General features: G+C 64.6%; 19 protein-coding genes. 3 read left to right on the top strand and 16 right to left on the bottom strand.

Translation table 11 applies throughout. The features are described 5' to 3' along the window. Positions 1-14: 14 nt before the first annotated feature. The 4 genes from atpD to NLM31_RS02085 form a co-directional block, all read right to left on the bottom strand. On the bottom strand, positions 15-1,448 hold the full coding sequence (gene atpD / locus NLM31_RS02100; protein ID WP_254191318.1) for a F0F1 ATP synthase subunit beta: 1,434 nt from the start codon (positions 1,446-1,448) through the stop codon (positions 15-17). 86 nt (positions 1,449-1,534) lie between these two features. Then, the gene (locus tag NLM31_RS02095) at positions 1,535-2,407 is read right to left on the bottom strand and encodes a F0F1 ATP synthase subunit gamma (RefSeq protein WP_254191317.1); all 873 of its coding nucleotides are present in this window, start codon (positions 2,405-2,407) and stop codon (positions 1,535-1,537) included. 146 nt (positions 2,408-2,553) lie between these two features. Beyond that, the gene (gene atpA / locus NLM31_RS02090; protein ID WP_254127672.1) at positions 2,554-4,083 is read right to left on the bottom strand and encodes a F0F1 ATP synthase subunit alpha; all 1,530 of its coding nucleotides are present in this window, start codon (positions 4,081-4,083) and stop codon (positions 2,554-2,556) included. Next, complete coding sequence (locus NLM31_RS02085; RefSeq protein ID WP_254127671.1) at positions 4,083-4,643, bottom strand: F0F1 ATP synthase subunit delta; 561 nt, start codon at positions 4,641-4,643, stop codon at positions 4,083-4,085. Before NLM31_RS02085 ends, atpA begins: the two co-directional genes overlap by 1 nt. Positions 4,644-5,300: 657 nt before the next feature. Here NLM31_RS02085 and NLM31_RS02080 point away from each other — a divergent pair. After that, positions 5,301-5,792 (top strand): septal ring lytic transglycosylase RlpA family protein, encoded by a 492-nt coding sequence (locus tag NLM31_RS02080; protein ID WP_254127670.1) that lies wholly within the window; start codon positions 5,301-5,303, stop codon positions 5,790-5,792. Between the two features lie 273 nt (positions 5,793-6,065). On the opposite strand, the gene NLM31_RS02075 is transcribed toward NLM31_RS02080, so the two are convergent. Then, positions 6,066-8,276: a primosomal protein N' gene (locus tag NLM31_RS02075; RefSeq protein WP_254191316.1), complete on the bottom strand. Its 2,211-nt coding sequence runs from the start codon at positions 8,274-8,276 to the stop codon at positions 6,066-6,068. A 112-nt stretch (positions 8,277-8,388) separates the two neighbouring features. On the opposite strand from NLM31_RS02075, the gene NLM31_RS02070 reads away from it, so the two are divergent. Next, the gene (locus NLM31_RS02070) at positions 8,389-9,354 is read left to right on the top strand and encodes a tyrosine recombinase XerC (protein ID WP_254191315.1); all 966 of its coding nucleotides are present in this window, start codon (positions 8,389-8,391) and stop codon (positions 9,352-9,354) included. A 91-nt stretch (positions 9,355-9,445) separates the two neighbouring features. Continuing rightward, positions 9,446-10,039, top strand: coding sequence for a DUF4337 domain-containing protein (locus tag NLM31_RS02065; protein ID WP_254127667.1), 594 nt, complete (start codon positions 9,446-9,448; stop codon positions 10,037-10,039). Positions 10,040-10,195: 156 nt separating this feature from the next. Here the strand turns inward: NLM31_RS02065 and NLM31_RS02060 are convergent, their stop codons facing one another. The 11 genes from NLM31_RS02060 to thpR all read right to left on the bottom strand — a co-directional run bounded on the left by NLM31_RS02060 (position 10,196) and on the right by thpR (position 23,382). Further along, positions 10,196-10,726, bottom strand: a complete 531-nt coding sequence (locus NLM31_RS02060; protein ID WP_254127666.1) for a hypothetical protein — start codon at positions 10,724-10,726, stop codon at positions 10,196-10,198. Positions 10,727-10,760: 34 nt separating this feature from the next. Further along, complete coding sequence (lpdA, locus tag NLM31_RS02055) at positions 10,761-12,161, bottom strand: dihydrolipoyl dehydrogenase (protein ID WP_254127665.1); 1,401 nt, start codon at positions 12,159-12,161, stop codon at positions 10,761-10,763. Between the two features lie 56 nt (positions 12,162-12,217). Then, positions 12,218-12,979, bottom strand: a complete 762-nt coding sequence (locus NLM31_RS02050; protein ID WP_254191314.1) for an SDR family oxidoreductase — start codon at positions 12,977-12,979, stop codon at positions 12,218-12,220. 55 nt (positions 12,980-13,034) lie between these two features. After that, complete coding sequence (gene odhB / locus NLM31_RS02045) at positions 13,035-14,276, bottom strand: 2-oxoglutarate dehydrogenase complex dihydrolipoyllysine-residue succinyltransferase (protein ID WP_254127663.1); 1,242 nt, start codon at positions 14,274-14,276, stop codon at positions 13,035-13,037. 165 nt (positions 14,277-14,441) lie between these two features. Further along, on the bottom strand, positions 14,442-17,399 hold the full coding sequence (locus NLM31_RS02040) for a 2-oxoglutarate dehydrogenase E1 component (RefSeq protein WP_254127662.1): 2,958 nt from the start codon (positions 17,397-17,399) through the stop codon (positions 14,442-14,444). Positions 17,400-17,536: 137 nt separating this feature from the next. After that, positions 17,537-18,421, bottom strand: a complete 885-nt coding sequence (sucD, locus tag NLM31_RS02035) for a succinate--CoA ligase subunit alpha (protein WP_008145220.1) — start codon at positions 18,419-18,421, stop codon at positions 17,537-17,539. 34 nt (positions 18,422-18,455) lie between these two features. After that, positions 18,456-18,935: a DUF1579 family protein gene (locus NLM31_RS02030; RefSeq protein ID WP_254191313.1), complete on the bottom strand. Its 480-nt coding sequence runs from the start codon at positions 18,933-18,935 to the stop codon at positions 18,456-18,458. Positions 18,936-18,939: 4 nt separating this feature from the next. Continuing rightward, positions 18,940-20,136 (bottom strand): ADP-forming succinate--CoA ligase subunit beta, encoded by a 1,197-nt coding sequence (gene sucC / locus NLM31_RS02025; RefSeq protein ID WP_254127660.1) that lies wholly within the window; start codon positions 20,134-20,136, stop codon positions 18,940-18,942. Between the two features lie 202 nt (positions 20,137-20,338). After that, a complete protein-coding gene (gene mdh, locus NLM31_RS02020; protein ID WP_094972741.1) occupies positions 20,339-21,307 on the bottom strand; it encodes a malate dehydrogenase in 969 nt (322 codons plus the stop codon). A gap of 229 nt (positions 21,308-21,536) precedes the next feature. Next, entirely contained in the window at positions 21,537-22,724 is a 1,188-nt protein-coding gene (gene zapE, locus NLM31_RS02015) for a cell division protein ZapE (protein WP_254191312.1), read from the bottom strand. Between the two features lie 121 nt (positions 22,725-22,845). Then, positions 22,846-23,382, bottom strand: a complete 537-nt coding sequence (gene thpR / locus NLM31_RS02010; RefSeq protein WP_254127657.1) for an RNA 2',3'-cyclic phosphodiesterase — start codon at positions 23,380-23,382, stop codon at positions 22,846-22,848. Positions 23,383-23,512 lie beyond the last annotated feature (130 nt).

The raw sequence follows: 23,512 nt of genomic DNA, 5'->3' as shown, positions 1-23,512 counted from the left end.
CGCACTTCGCCGGCTTAGGCGGCTTCCGCCGCCAGCTTCTTGCCCTTCTCGACCGCCTCTTCGATGGTGCCGACCATGTAGAAGGCAGCTTCCGGCAGGTGGTCGTACTTGCCTTCCACCAGGCCCTTGAAGCCCTTGATGGTGTCGGCGAGGTCGACGAACTTGCCCGGCGAACCCGTGAAGATTTCGGCGACGTGGAACGGCTGCGACATGAAGCGCTCGACCTTGCGGGCGCGGGCCACGGTCAGCTTGTCCTCTTCCGAAAGCTCGTCCATGCCGAGAATGGCGATGATGTCCTGGAGCGCCTTGTAGCGCTGCAGCACCTGCTGGACCTGACGGGCGACCGCGTAGTGCTCCTCGCCGACGACCAGCGGGGAGAGCATGCGCGAGGTCGAGTCGAGCGGGTCCACCGCCGGATAGATGCCCTTTTCAGCGATCGAGCGCGACAGCGTGGTGGTCGCGTCCAAGTGCGCGAACGAGGTCGCGGGCGCCGGGTCGGTCAAGTCGTCGGCCGGGACGTAGATGGCCTGCACCGAGGTGATCGAGCCCTTCTGCGTGGTGGTGATGCGCTCCTGCAGCGCGCCCATGTCGGTGGCGAGCGTCGGCTGATAACCCACGGCCGAAGGAATACGACCGAGCAGCGCCGACACTTCCGAGCCGGCCTGGGTGAAGCGGAAGATGTTGTCGACGAAGAACAGCACGTCCTGGCCCTTGTCGCGGAAGTCTTCCGCGATGGTCAGACCGGTGAGCGCGACGCGGGCGCGGGCGCCCGGGGGCTCGTTCATCTGGCCGAACACCAGCGCGCACTTCGACTTCACGCTCGGATCCGGATTGTGCGGATCGGCGTTGACCTTGGACTCGATGAACTCGTGATAGAGGTCGTTGCCCTCGCGGGTACGCTCACCGACGCCGGCGAACACGGAGTAACCGCCGTGCGCCTTCGCGACGTTGTTGATCAGCTCCTGAATCAGCACGGTCTTGCCGACGCCGGCGCCGCCGAACAGGCCGATCTTGCCACCCTTCGCATACGGAGCAAGAAGATCGACGACCTTGATGCCGGTGACGAGAATTTCAGCCTCAGTCGACTGGTCGGTGTAGGTCGGCGCTTCCTGGTGGATCGCGCGCAGGCCTTCCGACTTGACCGGACCGGCTTCGTCGATCGGCTCGCCGATGACGTTGATGATGCGGCCGAGCGTGCCTTCACCGACGGGAACGCGGATCGGCGAACCGGTGTCGGTCACTTCCTGGCCGCGGACCAGACCTTCGGTGGTGTCCATCGAAATGGTGCGGACGGTCGACTCACCGAGATGCTGGGCAACTTCGAGCACCAGGCGGTTGCCGCCGTTCTTGGTCTCGAGCGCGTTGAGAATGGCCGGCAGGTGGCCTTCGAACTGCACGTCGACGACGGCGCCGATGACCTGGGTGACGCGACCGAGCTGGGCTGCCATTGAATGTCTCCTTCGATCCGAATTTGTAGACCACGGTCGGCTGGTTGACCGGGATGTTGAGTTTGACGGGTACCGATGCGTCTTCGCTAGACGGCTTCGGCGCCCGAGATGATTTCGATCAGTTCCTTGGTGATCTGCGCCTGACGCGTGCGGTTGTAGACCAGCGTCTGCTTGCGGATCATTTCGCCGGCGTTGCGCGTCGCGTTGTCCATCGCGCTCATCTGAGCGCCGTAGAACGAGGCGTTGTTCTCGAGCAGCGCGCGGAAGATCTGGACCGCGAGGTTGCGCGGCAGAAGACGGGTGAGAATCTCGTCCTCTTCCGGCTCGTATTCGTAAGACGTCGTGTTGGCGGCACCGCCCTCCTCGACGACCAGCGGGATGATCTGCTGGGCGGTCGGGATCTGCGCGATCACCGAGCGGAAGCGCGAGTAGAACAGCGTGCAGACGTCGAACTCGCCGTTGTCGAAACGCGCCAGGATCTTCTTGGCGATGTCCTCGGCGTTGACGAAGCCGATCTGGCGCACGCTGCGCAAATCGAGATGCTCGACGATCTGCTTGTCGAACTGGCGGCGAAGCTGCTCGTAACCCTTGCGGCCGACGCAGAAGAACTTCACTTCCTTGCCCTGGTTCATCAGGGCCAGCGCGCGCTCGCGGGCGAGACGCACGATCGACGAGTTGAAAGCGCCGGACAGGCCACGCTCACCGGTGCAGACCAGCAGCAGGTGAACCTGGTCGCGGCCGGTGCCGGCCAGCAGCGTCGGCGCGCCGGGCGAACCCGCGGCCGCGCTCGCGATGTTGGAGATCACCGCGCTCATCTTGTCGGCATAGGGACGTGCAGCTTCCGCGGCGGTCTGCGCACGGCGCAGCTTCGAGGCCGCGACCATCTGCATGGCCTTGGTGATCTTTTGCGTCGCCTTGGTGGAGGCGATGCGCACGCGCATGTCTTTAAGTGACGCCATTCTTCGTTCACCCCGGCGGTTCGACTGATGCGTCGGACCGCTAGCCTGTCCCTATCGCAATGCCCGGCCGGGCGCCGGGCACGCTTGATATTGTTTTGCCTCTCGCGAAGCGATCATGGCCGGAAGATCCGGCCATGAGGCTCTGCTTAAGCGAAGCTCTTGGCGAAGCCTTCGACCACCGACTTCAGCTTGGCAGCCACGTCGTCAGAGAGGTCGCGGCTGTCGCGGATCGAATTGAGGATGTCGGTGTTCTTGCCGCGCAGCAGCGAGAGCAGACCGTCCTCGAACGCGCGGACCTTGTTGACCGGAAGCGGATCGAGATAGCCGTTGGTGCCGGCCCAGATCACGCAGACCTGTTCTTCCATCTTCAGCGGCGAGAACTGCGGCTGCTTCAGGAGCTCGGTGAGGCGCGAACCGCGGTTCAGCAGGCGCTGGGTCGAGGCGTCGAGGTCGGAACCGAACTGCGCGAACGCCGCCATTTCGCGGTACTGCGCGAGCTCGCCCTTGATCTTGCCGGCGACCTTCTTGGTGGCCTTGGTCTGCGCCGACGAACCGACGCGCGACACCGACAGACCGACGTTCACCGCGGGACGGATGCCCTGGAAGAAGAGGTCGGTTTCCAGGAAGATCTGGCCGTCGGTGATCGAGATGACGTTGGTCGGAATGTAGGCCGACACGTCGTTGGCCTGGGTTTCGATGACCGGCAGCGCCGTCAGCGAGCCCGAGCCCTGGTCCTTGTTCAGCTTCGCCGCGCGCTCGAGCAGGCGGGAGTGCAGATAGAACACGTCGCCGGGATAAGCTTCGCGGCCCGGCGGGCGGCGCAGCAGCAGCGACATCTGGCGATAGGCGACGGCCTGCTTGGACAGATCGTCATAGATGATGACGGCGTGCATGCCGTTGTCGCGGAAGTACTCGCCCATGGTGCAGCCGGTGAACGGCGCGATGTACTGCATCGGCGCCGGATCCGACGCGGTGGCGGCGACGACGATCGAGTATTCGAGCGCGCCCTGCTCTTCCAGCACCTTCACGAACTGGGCAACCGTCGAACGCTTCTGACCGACTGCGACGTAGACGCAGTACAGCTTGATGTTCTCGTCGGGCTGCGCGTTGAGCGGCTTCTGGTTCAGGATGGTGTCGAGCGCGATCGCGGTCTTGCCGGTCTGACGGTCGCCGATGATCAGCTCGCGCTGGCCGCGGCCGATCGGGATCAGGGCGTCGATCGCCTTGAGGCCGGTCGCCATCGGCTCGTTCACCGACTTGCGCGGAATGATGCCGGGCGCCTTGACGTCGACGCGCATACGCTTGTCGGCCTGGATCGGGCCCTTGCCGTCGATCGGGTTGCCGAGACCGTCGACAACGCGGCCGAGCAGGCCCTTGCCGACCGGCGCGTCCACGATGGCGCGGGTGCGCTTGACGGTCTGGCCTTCCTTGATCTCGCGGTCGGCACCGAAAATAACGACACCGACGTTGTCGGTTTCGAGGTTCAGCGCCATGCCGCGGGTGCCGTTCTCGAACTCGACCATTTCACCGGCCTGGACGTTGTCCAGACCATAGACGCGGGCGATGCCGTCGCCGACGGACAGCACCTGTCCGACTTCGGAGACTTCAGCTTCCTGGCCGAAATTCTTGATCTGGTCCTTGAGGATCGCGGAAATTTCCGCGGCGCGGATGTCCATCAGCCTGCCTCTTTCATCGCGTGCTTGATCGAATTGAGTTTGGTGCGAAGCGAACTATCGATCATGCGGCTGCCAAGCTTCACGACGAGGCCACCGATGATCGAGGGATCGATCTTCACGTTGAGCGCGACGTCCTTGCCGGTCACCGACTTCAGGGCAACCTTGAGGGCGTCGAGATTCTTGTCCGAAAGCGCTTCCGCGACCGTGACGTCCGCGGTCGCCTCGCCCTTGAACTTGGCGACGAGGGCGCGGTAGGCGCGGATGACGTCAGCCACCGCGAACAGGCGGCGGTTGGCGGTCAGCACTTTCAGGAAATTGGCGGAGATGCCGGCAATGCCGGCCTTGTCCAGGACGGCCGAGAGGGCCTTGGACTGGGCGTCAGCCGCGAAAACCGGACTGCGGACGAGGCGCTTGAGATCAGCGCTTTCGTTCAGCAGACCCTCGAACTTGTCGAGATCGGCTTTGACCTCGTCGACCACCTTCTGGTCGCGGGCCAGTTCAAACAAGGCCGTTGCATAACGGCCGGACACACCTGAAACGGACGTATCTTCTGCAGCCACAGACGCGCTCTTTTAGCTGTCAAATTCGCAAGGGAAAAACCGTCGCCACAACGCGGCGCCTAGCGATCCAAGCCCTTGGAATTCAAGCGGGACTTTGATTCTCGGCCGACACAGGACGTGCCGGGTCCGTTAAAATCGCGGCTTTGCTAACATAGCAGGCGCGCACGTGCAACATGACGGCAACCTAAAGGCTTGGGTGTTTCTCGCCAGTTCGTCGCACGCTGCGATCATCCATTGCTGGCTGCGATGAAGCTGCCCTGAACCTGCCATGCCACGGAATTGCCACGACCGTTACGTCGGCAACCGGCCCGTTGGTTCCTGCCTCCAGCGCATAGCGGCCATGAACACGGATCGCTGAGGCGTGACCGAAGCCGCACCGGCCTCGACCTCGGAATACTTACCTAATTCTAAACGCAAAGCATAACAACTTCGTTTTACAGTATTCGCGAGTAATCGACTAGTTAACAAATCATTAAAGTGAAAGATTACGGAACTTCGGCTGAATATCGATTCAGATCACAAGATATTTCAGCGTGGCACCGAACGGGTTTACTGCCCAATTCACGCCTCATTGAGAATCGAAACGCCAAACCGCTCACAAACTGATGGGGGCTCCATTAGCCACACATGTGGCAATACTAGCGTAGGGACCAATAAATGCTGTCTTTGACCCGGCCGCGTACGGCGATCGCTTTCGTCGCCGCGACTCTCCTCGTGGGGGGAACCGCAACCGAAGCTTCCGCCAAATCCCGGCATCACCACCGCTATTCTGCGCATCATCACCGCCACCACGCCGAGAACGATTCCAACGCGACCTCCGATTGGCGCAACGCCAATGCGTCGATGACGCCGACGTCGGGCACGGGCCGCAGCTTCTCGGGCATGGCCTCCTATTACGGCAACGAGTCCGGCAGCCGCACGGCGTCGGGCGCGCGCTTCAACCAGAACGCCATGACCGCGGCGCACCGTTCGCTGCCGTTCGGCACCAAGCTGCGCGTCACCCATGGCGGCTCGAGCGTCATCGTCACCATCAATGACCGTGGCCCGTTCGTGCGCGGCCGCGTGCTCGACCTCTCCACGGGCGCTGCCCGCGCGATCGGCCTCACCGGCGCCGGCGTCGGCCGCGTCACCGCGGAAGTGATCTCGTAAGGCGCAGTTTAGCTGCGTGAAATAAGCCCGCCGTCTTGGGGGACGGCGGGCTTTTTGTTGTCTGGTCGTAGCCCGGATGGAGCGAAGCGAAATCCGGGTCTTCGCGCGCGGGTCAACCTGTCCCGGATTACGCTGCGCTCCATCCGGGCTACGGACGCTCTCTCCCCATCATTGCGAGAAGCCCTTGCGACGAAGCAATCCAGACTGCCTCTGTGGAGGAATTCTGGATTGCTTCGCTTCGCTCGCAATGACGGGGAGAGAGCGGTGGGGCCCTTACAAAAAGCTCTGTGGATCGACGTCCACCTCGAGCTTCTGATTGCCCTTCGGCTTCGGACATACCGCGAGCCAGTTCCGCAAATAATCCGACAGATCGAAGCCCCGCGCCGCCTTCACCAGGATGCGGAAGCGATAGCGGCCTTTGATCACGGCGAGCGGGGCTTCGGCGGGGCCGAGCACCACCACGCGCTCGTCGCGCGGCGCGAGCGCAACGAGGCGGCGGCCCAGGCCTTCCGCGCTCGGACGATCGCCCGCCGAGATGATCAGGCTCGCGAGCCTGCCGAACGGCGGATAGAGCGTGCGCTCGCGCAGATCGATCTCGCTGTCGTAGAAGGCCTCGCGGTCGCAGGCGATCAGCGCCTTCATCACGGGATGATCGGGCTGATGGGTCTGGAGATAGCCGACGCCGCGGCCCTGCTCGCGCCCCGCACGCCCGATCACCTGGTTCAGCAGCTGCCAGGTGCGTTCCGCCGCACGCGGATCGCCGTTGGACAGACCGAGATCCGCATCGACCACGCCGACCAGATTGAGCCGCGGAAAATTGTGGCCCTTGGCGACGAGCTGCGTGCCGATGATGATGTCGACGCGGCCCTCCGCGATCTCGGCAAGCTCGCTGCGCATCGTCTCGATCGAGGTGATGAGATCGCTCGACAGCACCATGGTGCGCGCATCCGGAAACAGCGCGGCCGCCTCCTCCTGCAGGCGCTCGACGCCGGGGCCGACCGCGACCAGCGATTCCTCCGCCGCGCAATGCGGGCAGGCGTGCGGACGCGGCATCGAGAAGCCGCAATGGTGACAGACGAGGCGCTGGCGAAAACGGTGATCGACCAGCCAGGCATCGCAGATGGTGCAGGCGAAGCGATGGCCGCAACCGCGGCAGAGCGTCAGCGGCGCGTAGCCGCGGCGATTGAGGAACAGCAGCGCCTGCTCACGCTTCTCGACCGCTTTTTTGATCTCGGACGCCAGCCGCGGCGAGATGAAGCGGCCGCGCGCCGGCGGCTCGCGACGCATGTCGATCGCCTCGATATGCGGCATGTGCTGGCCGCCGAAGCGCGACGGCAGCGCGACGCGCTGATAGCGATTCTTGCGCGCGTTCACCTCGGATTCGACCGACGGCGTGGCGGAGGCCAGCACGATCGGGATCTTTGCGATATGCGCGCGCACCACCGCCATGTCGCGGGCGTGGTAATGCACGCCCTCATCCTGCTTGTAGGCCTGGTCATGCTCTTCATCGACCACGATCAGGCCGAGATTGGCGTAAGGCAGAAACAGCGCCGAGCGGGCGCCGACCACGACAGGGGCGGTGCCTTCCGAGATCGCCGCCCAATTGCGGGCGCGGGTGCGCGGCGTCAGCTCGGAGTGCCACTCGATCGGCCGCACGCCGAAGCGTTGCGCGAAACGGTCGAGGAACTGGCCGGTGAGCGCGATCTCCGGCATCAGGATCAGCGTCTGCTTGCCGCGACGGATCGATTCCGCGATCGCCTCGAAATAGACCTCGGTCTTGCCCGAGCCGGTGACGCCGTCGAGCAGCGCAACGTGAAAGGTGCCGTTGGCCGCGAGCGCGCGCATCGCATCGACGCCGGCACGCTGCAGCGGCGAAAAATCCGGCCGGCCGAACTCCGGATCGGGCGCCGGCGGCGGAGGCGGCGGCGGCATCGCCTCGACCGTGAGCGTGCCTTCGTCGACCAAGCCGTCGATCACGCCGGCCGATACGCCGGCTTCCCTGGCGGCCTCGGATTTGCCGTGCAGCAGCCGGTCCGACAGCACCTCGAGCACGCGCTGGCGCGCCGGCGTCAGCCGCCGCGGGAGATCGCCAACCAGGCGCACGCCGGCGCGCACGCGCTCGGGGCCGAGATTCTCGCCCATCCGAAGGCACATGCGTAGCACCATGCCGCGCGGGCTCAGCGTGTAATTGGCGACCCAGTCGACGACCGCGCGCAGCTCGGGTTTCAGCGGCGGAAGATCGAGCTTCTCGTTGACCTCCTTGAGGCGGTTGTGCAGGCGCGGATCGGGATTGGCGTTTTCCGCCCAGACCACGGCGAGCACCTCGCGGGCGCCCAGCGGCACGCCGACGAGATCGCCGGCCTTCAGCTCCATGCCGCGCGGCACCTTGTAGGAATAGGTCTGGTCGAGCGCGACCGGCACCAGCACGTCGACCATACGGGTCGCGTTGGCGGGGGCGGTTTGGCTGCGCGACGAATGATCCATGGAGGGAGAATCGGAACCCGGGGGCAGTGAGGCTAGCGCCGTGGAGCCGCCTTAGCGAACAGTAAACTGGTGTGATGCGATATACTGTGCGGAATCATTCCGTCCAGAGCGCATGAGCAAAGCAGCCGCCCCCCTTATCGAGCTCGCCAGCGCCGATCCCTCGATCGCGCAGGAGATGACGCGCTGGCTGGCGCATCTCGGCGCCGAGCGGCGGCTGTCGCCGAAGACGCTGGAGGCCTATGGCCGCGACTTGCGGCAGTGCCTGGATTTCCTGTGCAGCCATTGGGGCGAGCGCGTGACGCTGGAACGGTTTTCGTCGCTGGAAGCGACCGACGTCCGTGCCTTCATGGCGATGCGTCGTGCCGACGATATTGCCGGCCGTTCACTGATGCGCGCGCTCGCGGGCCTGCGTTCCTTCGGCCGCTTCCTCGAACGCGAGGGCAAGGGCAAGGTCGGCGCGCTCTCCGCCATCCGCGCGCCGAAGGTCGCAAAAACTCTGCCGAAGCCGCTGCCGATGGCATCGGCCAAACGCCTGGCCGACGCCGACGAGCGCGCCGGCGAGGATCGCGAGACCTGGATTCTGGTGCGCGACGCCGCGGTGATGGCGCTGCTCTATGGATCGGGCCTGCGCATCTCCGAAGCGCTCGGCCTGAAGCGCCGCGAGGTGCCGAAGCCGGGCGAAGGCGACGTGCTCGTCGTCACCGGCAAGGGCAACAAGACGCGCATGGTGCCGGTGCTGCAGAACGTGCTGGCGCTGGTGCAGGAATATGTCGCGATGTGCCCGCATACGCTGCCGCAGGACGGGCCGATCTTCGTCGGCGCGCGCGGCGGTCCGCTGAGCCCGCGCATCATCCAGCTCGCGATGGAGCGGCTGCGCGGCGCGCTCGGGCTACCCGACAGCGCCACGCCGCATGCGCTCCGGCACTCCTTCGCCACGCACCTGCTCTCGCGCGGCGGCGACTTGCGCGCGATCCAGGAATTGCTCGGCCATTCCTCGCTCTCGACCACGCAGATCTATACCGGCATCGATTCTGAACGATTGCTGGAAGTCTATGCGAGCGCGCATCCAAGACGCTGAACCCTGACATCAAGCTGTCATCGCCGCCATGCCTCTTGCGCAGGCCGCGCGGTTCGGTCAATCGTTACCGGACCGACACAGGAGGGGACTCATGAGCGCACACGAAAGCATGGAGCATGCCGAGCATGCCGAGCACGCATCCGGCGAGAACAAGAAGATCGCCCTGCTGATCGCGGTGCTGGCGCTGTTCCTGGCAATCTCGGAAACACTCGGCAAGGGCGCGCAAACCGAGTCCATCAGCAAGAATGTCGAGGCCTCCAATCTCTGGGCCTTCTTCCAGGCCAAGAGCATCCGCCGCACCGTGGTCCAGACCGCCGCCGACCAGGGCAAGCTGACGCTGGGCGCCGCCACCGACGACGCCATGAAGGCCGCGGTGCAGAAGCAGATCGACGACTGGCAGAAGACCGCGGCGCGCTACCGTTCCGAGCCCGAGACCGGCGAAGGCACCGAACAGCTCGCCGAGAAGGCCAAGGAAGCCGAGCATCAGCGCGACGAGGCGACCGCGAAATATCATCACTTCGAGCTGGCGTCGGCCGCCTTCCAGATCGGCATCGTGCTGGCATCGGCCACCATCATCACCGGCATGCTGCCGCTCGCCTGGATCGCCGGCCTGCTGACGCTCGCTGGCCTTGGCATGACCGTGCTCGGCGCATGGGCGCCGCATCTGTTGCATCTGCACGGGTGAGGAGGCGGCTACACTCCGCCGTCGTCCCGGCGAAAGCCGGGACCCATACCGCGCGATCTATCGATTGCAGACGGTAGAGGTACCGAACGACGAGTCTTCGCCAAATTCTTCCCTGTGGTTATGGGTCCCGGCTTTCGCCGGGACGACACAGGAGAGCTAGCGCGCCTCGTGCACGCTCTTGCGGAAGCGCTGGATCAGACGGAGCGTGCGCGAGGACCAGCCTTCGCCGTTGCCCTTGATCAGCTCGCGGATGCGCCGCTTGATCGGCTCGACCAGCTCGGTCGCCTTGGCGCGCACTTTCAGCACCAGCTCGTAGAGCCGCTCGAACCAGTGCATCTCCAGAAGCTTGTCGCGCGTGACGTCGAACACGAAGGCGGTGACGCCGACGCCGAGCATCTTGGCGAACAGGATCGTGAAGACCGCGCTGGTCCAGTATTCATGCGTGAGCAGCCAAAGGCCGACCAGCTTGAGCGGAAACAGCGGGATGATCGGGACGGCGAAGACGATCAACGTCATCGCCGGCGACAGTGCGTCGACGCGCTCCGACAGCCAGGCCTTGAACCGGGCGAGCGGGATCAGTGCGACAACCCGCGCGACGATCGGTTCGAGGTGGTCCCACAGCCAGGCTTCGATCAGGAAGATGATCGCCAGCAGGACCCAGACCGGTTGAAGAAGGCGGCGCAGCATGTGTTTCCCGCCCGATTTAGCCCTGGGCGCGGACCTACATATGGATGGCCCGCTTGCCGACTGCAAGCGCGGCTTCCTTGACGGCCTCCGAGCGGGTCGGATGCGCGTGGCAGGTGCGGGCGAGATCTTCCGCACTGCCACCAAACTCCATGAGAACGCAGGCCTCATGGATCATTTCGCCGGCCTCGATGCCGATGATGTGCACGCCGAGCACGCGATCGGTCTTCGCATCTGCGAGAATCTTCACAAAGCCGTCGGTGGTCTGGTTGACCTTGGAGCGGCCGTTGGCGGTAAAGGGAAACTTCCCGACGGTATAGGCGATGCCCGCCTGCTTCAGCTCGTCCTCGGTCTTGCCGACGGAGGACACTTCCGGAGTGGTATACACGACGCCTGGGATAACGTCGTAGTTCACGTGGCCGGCCTGGCCTGCGATGATCTCCGCAACGGCCACGCCTTCATCCTCGGCCTTGTGCGCGAGCATCGGGCCGGCGACGACGTCACCGATGGCGTAGACGCCCTTCAGGCTGGTGGCGAAGTGCGGATCGATCTGGACGCGGCCGCGGGGATCGAGCGCGACGCCGGCTTCCTTCAGGCCGAGGCCATCCGTGTACGGCACACGGCCGATGCAGACGAGCACGACGTCGGCCTCCAGCGTCTCGGCGGCACCGCCGGCGGCGGGCTCGATCGTCGCCTTGAGCGTCTTGCCCGAGGTGTCGACCGCGGTGACCTTGGCGCCGAGCTTGAACGCAAAGCCCTGCTTCTCGAGGATGCGCTGGAATTGTTTTGCAATTTCGCCGTCCATGCCGGGCAGGATGCGGTCGAGGAATTCGACCACGACGACTTCGGCGCCGAGCCGCTTCCACACCGAGCCGAGCTCGAGGCCGATCACGCCGGCGCCGACGATGAGAAGCTTGCCGGGGACCTTGTCCAGCGCCAGCGCGCCGGTCGACGACACGATGCGCTTCTCGTCGATCTCGATGCCCTTGAGGCGCGCGATGTCGGAGCCGGTGGCGATGACGATGTTCTTGGTCTCGATCACCTGCGACTTGCCGTCGGCGGAGACTTCGACCTTGCCGGTGCCCAGGATCTTGCCGGTGCCCTTGAGCACGTCGACCTTGTTCTTCTTCATCAGGAACTCGACGCCCTTGACGTTGCCGTCGATGCCCTGCTGCTTGAAGTTCATCATCGTCGGCAGATCGAGCTTCGGCGCGGAGACGCTGACGCCCATCTTGGCGAAGGAATGCCCCGCTTCCTCGAACATCTCGGAGGCATGCAGCAGCGCCTTCGACGGCATGCAGCCGACATTGAGGCAGGTGCCGCCGAGCGTGGCGTTCTTTTCGACCACTGCGACCTTCATGCCGAGCTGGCTTGCGCGCACCGCGCAGACGTAACCGCCAGGTCCAGTGCCGATGACGACGAGATCGTAGGTAGCCATGAGAGAAAGTCCCGTGAGTTTAACGTTGTGAGGATGTGTCAGCGTCCGCCGGCGCGTCAGCGACCGCCGGACACATCGAGAATGGCCGAGGTGACGTAAGAGGCCTCGTCCGACATCAGCCAGACGATGGCATTGGCGATTTCCTCCGCGGTGCCGACGCGCTTCATCGGCACCATATGGGCCAGGCGGTGGTGCCGGTCGGGCTCGCCGCCGGAGGCGTGGATGTCGGTGTCGATCAGGCCGGGGCGAATGCCCGCGACGCGAATGCCTTCGGCCGCGACCTCGTAACCGAGGCCGATGGTGAAGGAATCGATCGCGCCCTTGGACGCCGCGTAGTCGACATAGGTATTCGGCGCGCCGAGCTTGGCAGCAACCGATGACAGATTGACGATGACGCCGCCCTTGCCGCCGTGCTTGGTCGACATCCGCTTCACGGCTTCGCGTGCGCAGAGGATCGAGCCGGTGACGTTGACCGCCAGCACGCGCTGGATGCGCTCGGCCGACATCTCGTCGACGCGCACCCCGCTCTTGCCGACAATGCCGCCATTGTTGACGAGCGCGGCCAACGTGCCGAATTTGTCGGCCTGCTTGAACAGATCGATGATGTCGCCTTCTTCGGCGACGTCGCATTTCACAGCGATCGCCTTGCCGTTACCGGCTTCGATCTGCGCGACCACCTCGTCTGCGGCCGCCTGGTTGCTGGCATAGCCGACCACGACGCGGTAGCCGCGCGCGGCCGCCGCAAGCGCGGTCGCGCGACCAATGCCGCGGCTGCCGCCGGTGATGACAACGACCTTATCCGTCACGCGCGCCTCCATGGTTCGACAGGCGCCGTCACCCGAAACAGCGACGGCGCTCGCAGAGCATCAGCGATCAGAGGTCCAGCACCAGACGCGCCGGATCTTCCAGGCTCTCCTTGACGCGAACCAGGAAGGTGACGGCTTCCTTGCCGTCGATCACGCGGTGATCGTAGGACAGCGCCAGATACATCATCGGGCGAACCTCGATCTTGCCGCCGACCACCATCGGACGATCCTGGATCTTGTGCATGCCGAGGATGCCGGACTGCGGCGCGTTCAGGATCGGGGTCGACATCAGCGAGCCGTAGATGCCGCCATTGGTGATGGTGAAGGTGCCACCCTGCATCTCGTCGATCTTGAGCTGGCCGTCACGGGCGCGGCGACCGAAATCGGCGATGCCCTTCTCGATGTCGGCGATCGACTTGTTGTCGCAATCGCGCACCACGGGAACGACGAGACCCTTGTCGGTGCCGACGGCGACGCCGATGTGGTAGTAGTTCTTGTAGATCAGGTCGGTGCCGTCGATCTCGGCGTTGACCGCCGGGATGTCCTTCAGCGCCTGCACGACGGCCTTGGTGAAGAAGCCCATGAAGCCGAGCTTCGAGCCGTGCTTCTTCTCGAACGCATCCTTGTAGTGAGCACGCAGCGCCATCACGTTGGTCATGTCGACCTCGTTGAAGGTCGTCAGCATGGCCGCGGTGTTCTGCACGTCCTTGAGGCGGCGCGCGATGGTCTGGCGCAGGCGGGTCATCTTGACGCGCTCTTCGCGGGCGGCGTCATCGGCCGGCGAAGCGCTGCGCACCTGCACGGCGGCGGCGGGCTGGTTGACCGGGGTCGGTGCAGACGCCGCACGCTCGATCGCGGCGAGCATGTCGCCCTTGGTGACGCGGCCGTCCTTGCCGGAGCCCGGAACGGTCGAGGCATCGACGCCGGTCTCGGCTGAAAGCTTGCGCACCGACGGGGCGAGCGGCGCATCGGCCGGCGGGGCCTTCGCGGCCGGAGCCGGCGCGGGGGCAGCAGCAGCGGGAGCCGGAGCAGCAGCGGGCTTGGCGGGCGCGGCGGCGGGCTTTGCGCCGGCGGCACCTTCGGTGATCTGTCCGAGCAGCGCGCCGACTGCAACAGTCGTACCGTCAGCAGCGATGATCTCGCTCAGCGTGCCCGCGGACGGCGCCGGGACTTCGATGGTGACCTTGTCGGTCTCGAGCTCCACCAAGGGCTCGTCGACGGCGACGGCGTCGCCGGCCTTCTTGAACCAGCGGCCGATGGTGGCCTCGGTGACGGATTCGCCGAGCGTCGGCACACGAATTTCAGTCATGGTCTTTTCCTTAAGGGATCGCCAATGCGGTCGTGAATTCGGGGGGTGTCATCGGCCGGCGAAAAGCAAGCCATCCAGCAAGCCGGGACGCATCGCATTCACGAGGTCGTCACGACTTACCGGATGCTCCGCCTTGTGGGCGGGGCATGACGCAGTTCGAAAAGATCAGCTCAATGCTTCGTCCAGGAACGCCTTCAGCTGCGCCTGATGCTTGGACATCAGACCAGTGGCGGTCGCGGCGGAAGCGGCGCGGCCGACATAACGCGGACGCCGGCTCACACCGTTCACCTGGTTCAGCACCCATTCCAGATAGGGCTCGATGAAGTGCCAGGCACCCATGTTGCGCGGCTCTTCCTGGCACCAGATCACTTCCGCCTTCTTGAAGCGGGACAGCTCGGCCACCAGCGCCTTCAGCGGCACCGGATAGAGCTGCTCGACGCGCATCAGATAGATGTCGTCGATGCCGCGCTTCTCGCGCTCCTCGTAGAGGTCGTAATAGACCTTGCCCGAGCACAGCACGATGCGGCGGATCTTGTCGTCCGGAACGAGCTTGATCGCCTCGTTCGGCAGCATCTGGGCGTCATCATACAGGATGCGGTGGAAGGTCGTTCCCTTCGCGAGCTCCTCGAGACGCGAGACCGCCCGCTTGTGACGCAGCAGCGACTTCGGCGTCATCAGGATCAGCGGCTTGCGGATCTCGCGATGAAGCTGACGGCGCAGCACATGGAAGTAGTTCGCCGGCGTGGTCGGGTAGACCACCTGCATGTTGTCTTCCGCGCACATCTGCAGGTAACGCTCCAGACGCGCCGAAGAGTGCTCCGGTCCCTGGCCCTCATAGCCGTGCGGCAACAGGCAGACGAGACCGGACATGCGCAGCCATTTGCGTTCGCCCGAGGAGATGAACTGGTCGAACACGACCTGCGCGCCGTTGGCGAAGTCGCCGAACTGGGCTTCCCACAGCGTCAGCGTGTTCGGCTCGGCGAGCGAGTAGCCGTATTCGAAGCCGAGCACGGCTTCTTCCGACAGCAGCGAGTTGATGACCTCGTAGTGGCCCTGCTCGTGGCCGAGATGGTTGAACGGCGTGTAGCGGCTCTCGTCCTCCTGGTCGATCAGGACCGAGTGGCGCTGCGAGAACGTGCCGCGCTCCGAATCCTGGCCCGACAGGCGCACGTGGTGGTTCTCGTTGAGCAGCGTGCAGAACGCCAGCGCCTCACCGGTCGCCCAGTCGATGCCGGCACCGGTGTCGATCGCCTTCGAGCGATTCTCGAGGAAGCGCTGGATGGTGCGATGGACGCGGAAACCGTCCGGCACCTTGGTGATCTTGCGGCCGATGTCCTTCAGCGCGGTGATGTCGACGCCGGTGACGCCACGACGCGCGTCCTCTTCCTGGTCGGCGATCTTGAAGCCCGCCCACTTGCCGTCGAGCCAGTCGGCCTTGTTCGGCTTGTAGGAGGTGCCGGCTTCGAACTCGGCATCGAGCCGCGCGCGCCAGTCGGCCTTGGCCTTGTCGACCTCGCCCTCGGTCATCACGCCTTCGCTGACCAGACGGCGGGCGTACAGCTCCAGCGTCGAGGGGTGCGCCGCGATCTTCTTGTACATCACCGGCTGGGTGAACGCCGGCTCGTCGCCTTCGTTGTGGCCATGCCTGCGGTAGCAGAACATGTCGATGACGACGGGCTTGTGGAATTTCTGCCGGAACTCGGTCGCGACCTTTGCCGCGAACACCACGGCTTCCGGATCGTCGCCGTTCACGTGGAAGATCGGCGCGTCGATCATCTTCGCCACGTCCGACGGATACGGCGAGGAGCGCGAGTAACGCGGATAGGTGGTGAAGCCGATCTGGTTGTTGACGATGAAGTGCACGGAGCCGCCGGTGCGGTAGCCCTTCAGATCCGACAGGCCGAAGCATTCCGCGACCACGCCCTGGCCCGCGAACGCCGCGTCGCCATGCATCAGGAGCGGCATCACCGAGATGCGCTGATCCGGCGGATCGCCGTGCTGGTCCTGCTTGGCGCGGACCTTGCCGAGCACGACGGGATCGACGATCTCGAGATGCGAGGGGTTGGCGGTCAGCGACAGATGGATGCGGTTGCCGTCGAACTCGCGGTCTGAGGACGCGCCGAGGTGGTACTTCACGTCGCCTGAGCCTTCGACCGCGTCGGGGTTGGCCGAGCCGCCCTTGAACTCGTGGAACAGCGCGCGATGGGCCTTGCCCATCACCTGGGTCAGCACGTTGAGGCGGCCGCGATGCGGCATGCCGAGCACGACTTCCTTCACGCCGAGATTGCCGCCGCGCTTGATGATCTGCTCGAGCGCGGGGATCAGGGATTCGCCGCCGTCGAGGCCGAAGCGCTTGGTGCCGGTGAACTTGGTGTCGCAGAACTTTTCGAAGCCTTCGGCTTCGACGAGCTTCATCAGGATGGCGCGGCGACCTTCGCGGGTGAAGGAGATTTCCTTATCCGGGCCTTCGATGCGCTCCTGGATCCAGGCCTTCTGCGCAGCGTTGCTGATGTGCATGAACTCGACGCCGAGCGTCTGGCAGTAGGTGCGCTCGCAGATCGCGGTGATTTCGCGCAGATTGGCGTATTCGAGACCGAGCACGTGATCAAGGAAGATCTTGCGGTCGAAATCGGCTTCGCTGAAGCCGTAGGTGCGCGGGTCGAGCTCTTCGCGGTTGCGCGGGGCTTCGATTCCGAGCGGATCGAGCTTGGCGTGGAAGTGGCCACGCATGCGGTAGGAGCGGATCAGCATCAACGCACGCACAGAGTCGCGCGTGGCCTGGAGCAGGTCGGCGGAGGAGATGTCGGCGCCCTTGGCCTGTGCCTTGGCGGCGATCTTGCTGCCGACCGCCTTCTCGACCTCGGCCCAGTTGCCGTCCAGCGCGGAGGTCAGGTCGTCCTTGGGCGTCTGCGGCCAGTTGGCGCGCTCCCAGGACGGGCCTTCGGCGTTCTTGCGGACGTCGGCCGGCTGGTCGTTGAGGCTCTTGAAGAACTCCTGCCACTCGGCGTCGACCGAGGACGGGTCCTTCTCGTAGCGGGCGTAGATTTCGTCGATGTAGGTGGCGTTGGTGCCCTGCAAAAAGGATGAGAGGGCAAAGGCTGCGTTCGCGTCCTGGCGAGACATACTTGAGTTCCTGGCGATTTCGGTTCGCGCATAACAAACGGCGCTGGCGTCGGGCTCCCCGGCAGAGGCCCGACGCGACTGGCACCATTTACCCTATTTGCTGCGAAACTTCGCCCGGAAAAGCACGAAGGAGTGAATTAGCCCTTCAATTTTTCGGCAAGCGTGTGGCCAAGGCGGGCGGGAGACGGCGACACTGTAATCCCTGCGGATTTCATCGCGTCGGTCTTGGAACCGGCGTCGCCCTTGCCGCCCGAGATGATCGCACCGGCATGGCCCATGCGGCGGCCGGGAGGGGCGGTGACACCGGCGATGAAACCGACCATCGGCTTCTTGCGGCCACGCTTGGCCTCGTCCTTCAGGAACTGGGCGGCGTCTTCCTCGGCGGAGCCGCCGATCTCGCCGATCATGATGATCGACTCGGTCTTGGGGTCGGCCAGGAGCATTTCGAGGACGTCGATGAACTCGGTGCCCTTGACCGGGTCGCCGCCGATGCCGACCGCAGTGGTCTGGCCGAGGCCTTCCTGGGAGGTCTGGAACACGGCTTCATAGGTCAGCGTGCCCGAACGGGAGACGATGCCGACGGAGCCGGTCTTGAAGATGTTGGCCGGCATGATGCCGATCTTGCACTCGCCGGCGGTCATGACGCCCGGGCAGTTCGGCCCGATCAGACGCGACTTGGAGCCGGCCAGCGAGCGCTTCACGCGCACCATGTCGATCACCGGAATGCCTTCGGTGATGCAGACGATCAGCGGGATCTCGGCGTCGATGGCTTCGCAGATCGCGTCGGCCGCACCCGGCGGCGGCACGTAGATCACCGATGCATCCGCGCCGGTCTTCTCACGCGCCTCGCGCACGGTGTCGAACACCGGCAGGTTCAGATGGGTCGAGCCGCCTTTGCCCGGCGAGGTGCCGCCGACCATCTTGGTGCCGTAGGCAATCGCGGCTTCGGAGTGGAAGGTGCCGTTCTTGCCGGTGAAGCCCTGGCAGATGACCTTGGTGTTCTTGTCGATCAGGATGGACATGAGGTCTGCTTTCGCGAAACTAACGAGTGAGAGGTCAGTGGATGCGGCGGTAGACGCCAGTGAGCACGTCAGCCCAGCCTTCCGCGTCCGGCGAGAACTGGATCTTCAACGAGTAGGAATTGTCGTCGATGATCTCGTAGACGTGGCGCGCATTGCCGCGGAGCGAGCCGCGCACCAGCGTCAGGGTCTTGCCGACCCACCCGCCGGAGGCGGGCGCGGGCGGCGTGTAGCCGAGTGAATCGTACCAGAACAATTTGTAGGTCCGGTCGTCGCGGTCCCAGGTGAAGATGCCGTGGGTGGCGAAGCTCCGCTTGCCGTCACGCATCTGCACCGCGTCCTGGATCAGGTAGAAGCCGTTGAGGTCCATGCGCGCCACGACATGAGAGGTGGCGGAGCCACCCTCCGTCCAGCGCGACGGAAAGACCACCTCTTCACCATTCCATTCGCCGGCGAACGCCGACAGGCGCATGTGCTCGGTGAGGGGGGATGATGCGGCGAGATGGTCCTGGGTCATGGCCTTAGCCTCCCTTGACGGCCTTCACGATCTTCTGCGCGGCGTCGTCGAGATTGTCGGCCGGCACCACGTTCAGGCCCGATTCACGGATGATCTTCTTTCCGAGCTCGACGTTGGTGCCTTCGAGGCGAACCACCAGCGGAACGCTGAGGCCGACCTCGCGCACGGCGGCGGTGACGCCCTCGGCGATCACGTCGCACTTCATGATACCACCGAAGATGTTGACCAGGATGCCCTTCACGTTGGGATCCGCGGTGATGATCTTGAACGCGGCCGCGACCTTCTCCTTGCTGGCGCTGCCGCCGACGTCGAGGAAGTTCGCCGGCGCCATGCCGTAGAGCTTGATGATGTCCATCGTCGCCATGGCGAGACCGGCGCCGTTGACCATGCAGCCGATATTGCCGTCGAGGGTGACGTAGTTGAGGTCGTACTTGGACGCCTCGATTTCCTTGGCGTCTTCCTCGGTCTCGTCGCGCAGCGCGAGCACGTCGGGGTGACGGAACAGGGAGTTGTCGTCGAACGACACCTTGGCGTCGAGCACGCGGAGCTGGCCCTGCTTGGTCACGACCAGCGGGTTGATCTCCAGCATGGCCATGTCCTTGGCGACGAAGGCCGCGTAGAGCTGCGCGGTGAGCTTCTCGGCCTGCTTGGCGAGATCACCAGAGAGCTTCAGCGCGTTGGCGACGGTGCGGCCGTGATGGCCCATGATGCCGGTCGCGGGATCGACCGAGAAGGTGACGATCTTTTCCGGGTTGTTGTGCGCGACGTCCTCGATGTTGACGCCGCCTTCGGTCGAGACGACGAAGGAGACGCGCGAAGTCTCGCGGTCGACCAGGATCGAGAGGTAGAACTCCTTGTCGATGTCGGAGCCGTCCTCGATGTAGAGGCGGTTGACCTGCTTGCCGGCGGGGCCGGTCTGGATCGTCACGAGGGTGGCGCCGAGCATCTGCTTGGCGAACTCAGAGACCTCCGCGGCCGACTTGGCGATGCGAACGCCGCCCTTGTCGCCGGCCGAGGCTTCCTTGAACTTGCCCTTGCCGCGGCCGCCGGCGTGGATCTGGCTCTTCACCACATAGACCGGACCCGGCAGCGCCTTGGCGGCAGCTTCGGCGTCAGCGGCCTTCAGGACCGGAACGCCCTTCGAGATCGCTACGCCGAACTCGCTCAGCAGCGCTTTGGCCTGATATTCATGGATATTCATATGATCGCTCCCTGAACCCGCGGGCGGAGACCCCTAGGGGCCCACCTCAGTCTTGTGGCTGGCATACCATATACCACGAGAACTGCAACCCGGATTCTTTGACATCGGAAATCTTGGAACCGGCCCCCGTCCCGGCTAGCCGGGGCCCGGAAATGAAACCGCCGAAGACCGGGTTTCGATCTTCGGCGGGGACTGCTTGCCCTTAGCGGCCGAGAAGGTCGGGTGCGATCTTCTTGCAGGCGTCTACCAGGCCCTGCACTGCGCCGACCGACTTGTCGAAGGCCTCGCGGTCCTTGCCGGCGAGTTCGATCTCGACGACGCGCTCGACGCCCTTGGAGCCGATCACGACGGGGACGCCGACATACATGTCCTTCACGCCGTATTCGCCGTTGAGGTAGGCGGCCGACGGCAGCACGCGCTTCTTGTCACGCAGATAGCTCTCGGCCATCGCGATCGCCGAAGCGGCGGGCGCGTAGAAGGCCGAGCCGGTCTTGAGCAGATTGACGATCTCGGCGCCGCCGTTGCGGGTGCGGTCGACGATCTCGTCGAGGCGCGCCTGCGAGGTCCAGCCCATCTTGACGAGGTCAGGCAGCGGGATGCCGGCGACGGTGGAGTACTTCACCAGCGGCACCATGGTGTCGCCGTGACCGCCGAGCACGAAGGCGGTGACGTCTTCAACGGAGACGTTGAACTCGTCGGCCAGGAAGTAGCGGAAGCGCGAGGAGTCGAGCACGCCGGCCATGCCGACGACCTTCTTGTGCGGCAGGCCCGAGGCCTTCTGCAGCGCCCAGACCATGGCGTCGAGCGGATTGGTGATGCAGATGACGAACGCGTCGGGGGCGTACTTCTTGATACCGGCGCCGACCTGCTCCATGACCTTGAGGTTGATGGAGAGGAGGTCGTCGCGGCTCATGCCGGGCTTGCGCGGCACGCCGGCGGTGACGATGCAGACCTTGGCGTTGTCGAGGGCTTCGTAGGAGTTCGCACCGGTGTAGTGCGCGTCAAACCCGTCGACCGGCGAGGACTGCGCGATGTCGAGCGCCTTGCCCTGCGGCACGCCCTCGGCAATGTCGAACATCACGACGTCGCCCAGTTCTTTCAGGCCGATGAGGTGAGCCAGCGTTCCGCCGATCTGACCGGAGCCAATCAAAGCAATCTTGTCGCGCGCCATGTGAACCTGTCCTTTAGACACGTGAGGAGGGGAAAACTGAGAGGGTGGTTATCCCTTTCGCTTCCGCCGTTCAAGTCGCCCAATGCCCAATTGTCGGGCTTGCTGCGCATCCGAGCGCAACCCTGTCATTCCCGGGCGCGCGTGGGCGTTAACCCGAAAGTCACGCACCAGATTTCGAGCTCGCCCGCGAAGGCCGGCGCGGCGGAATGACAGCGCTGGCAAATAGGACTTAAGTCTCGACCAAACCCTTGGTGGAGCCGCTGGCGGTGGAATCCTTGCGGCCGTGAGGCAGCGCCAGATAGGATTCCGAGCTCATCTCGATCAGACGCGACGAGGTCCGCTTGAACTCCATCGCCTCGTTGCCTTCGTGGGCGAGGTAGAGCGAGATCGGGTTGGCATCGGCCGAGGCCATCAGCTTCACGGCATTGTCATAGAGGGTGTCGATCAGCGTGATGAAGCGCTTGGCGGCGTTGCGCTGGGAGAAATCCATCACTGGAATATGGTCGACCAGGATCGTGTGATAGTCGTGCGCCAGCCTGAGGTAGTCGGATGCGCCGAGCGGCTTCTCGCAGAGATCGGCGAAGCCAAAGCGCGCCACACCATGGGCCGAGCACGGCACGTGCAGGGTGCGGCCCTTGATCTGGATGTCGCGCGACTTGCACTTGGCGTTACCCGTCATCTTCGCCCAGGCTTTGTTGAGCGCAGCATCGGCGTCGCCATCCGCGGGCGTCAGCCACATCGGCACGCCCTGAAGTTTTTCCAGCCGGAAATCGGTGCGCGCATCCAGCCGCCGCACGTCCATGTGGTCGGTGATCTGCTTGATGAAGGGCAGGAACAGCGCGCGGTTCAGGCCGCCCTTGTAGAGATCATCGGGCGCGACGTTGGAGGTCGCGACCACGACGGTGCCGAGCTCGAACAGCTTCGCGAACAGGCGGCCGAGGATCATCGCGTCCGCGATGTCGGTGACGTGGAATTCGTCGAAGCAGAGCAGCCAGCTCTCCTCGAAGATCGCATGCGCGGTCAGCGCGATGACGTCGCCGTCGGCGATCTCGCCGCGCGCGATGCCCTGGCGATAGTCGTAGATGCGCTCATGCGCTTCCGCCATGAATTCGTGGAAATGCGCGCGCCGCTTGTGCTCGACGGTGGAGTGCTGGAAGAACAGATCCATCAGCATGGTCTTGCCGCGGCCGACCTCACCATGGACGTAGAGTCCGCGCGGCGCCTCATCCTTGTCGCCGCCGCTGAACAAGCGGGCGAGCAGCCCCTGCTTGCGCTGCGGCTTGTAGTTCGCGAGCCGCAGGTCGAGCGCCGTGTAGGCCTCGGCGACGTCGGCCTGCGCGGCATCGGGCTCGATCGCGCCGGATGCGATCTGGGCCTGATATGCTTCGCTGAAGGAGGAATTCTGGGTGGAGAGCATCGCTCCTTACCGCCAGAGACCGGCGGAAATTGCAAGCCGTCAATTGGTGCGGGGCGCTATGCGTTCCCCGTCCCGCTGCGCAGAGCGGGGACCCACTGTTTCGTACATCGTCGCGAGCGACCTACTCGCACAGCTCGTAGGCGTCCTCGACCACATAGGGGCCGCCGCCGGTCGACGCGCGCGACGAGAACAGCACGAACCGCTCCGCCATGAACGCCTTGCTCGGGAAGTAGCCGCGGATCGAGAGATAGTCGGCGACGTCACGGTCGGTGGCGTCGTGCAGCCGGGCCAGCGTGACATGCGGAATGAATTTGCGCCCTTCGGGATCGAGGCCGATCCGCTGCATCATGCGTTCGAGCTCGGCCTGCAATTCCATCAGCGGCCTGCTCGGCGCGATGGTGGCGACCACCGCGCGCGGCTTGCGGCCACCGAAGCTTTGCAAGCCCTGCACCTTCACTTCGAAGGGCTTGCGATCGACGCGAAACAACATCGATGCGATCTCGTTGGCGGAGATGCCGTCGATGTCGCCGATGAAGCGTAATGTAACGTGATAATTTTCGGGATCGATCCACCGGGCGCCGGGAAGGCCGCCCCTGAGATTGGAAAGCGACTGGCCGATCTCGGCCGGAATTTCCAGACCAGTGAACAAACGCGGCATCGTTTCTCACTCCCGATGCTTGGGTACGGTCCTCTCAGCAAGGACCCTATCCAAATTAGAGCCGGCGACGAATCACCGGTACCCTGATTCCTATCGCAGTTGTGTGACTCTGCGAAGTGTTGCCAAGGCT

Origin of the sequence: Bradyrhizobium sp. CCGUVB4N, from assembly GCF_024199945.1 — a bacterium.
Classification (GTDB): Bacteria; Pseudomonadota; Alphaproteobacteria; order Rhizobiales; family Xanthobacteraceae; genus Bradyrhizobium.
Note: the sequence above shows the minus strand (reverse complement) of the source record. Positions and strands in the feature narration are given on the sequence as shown.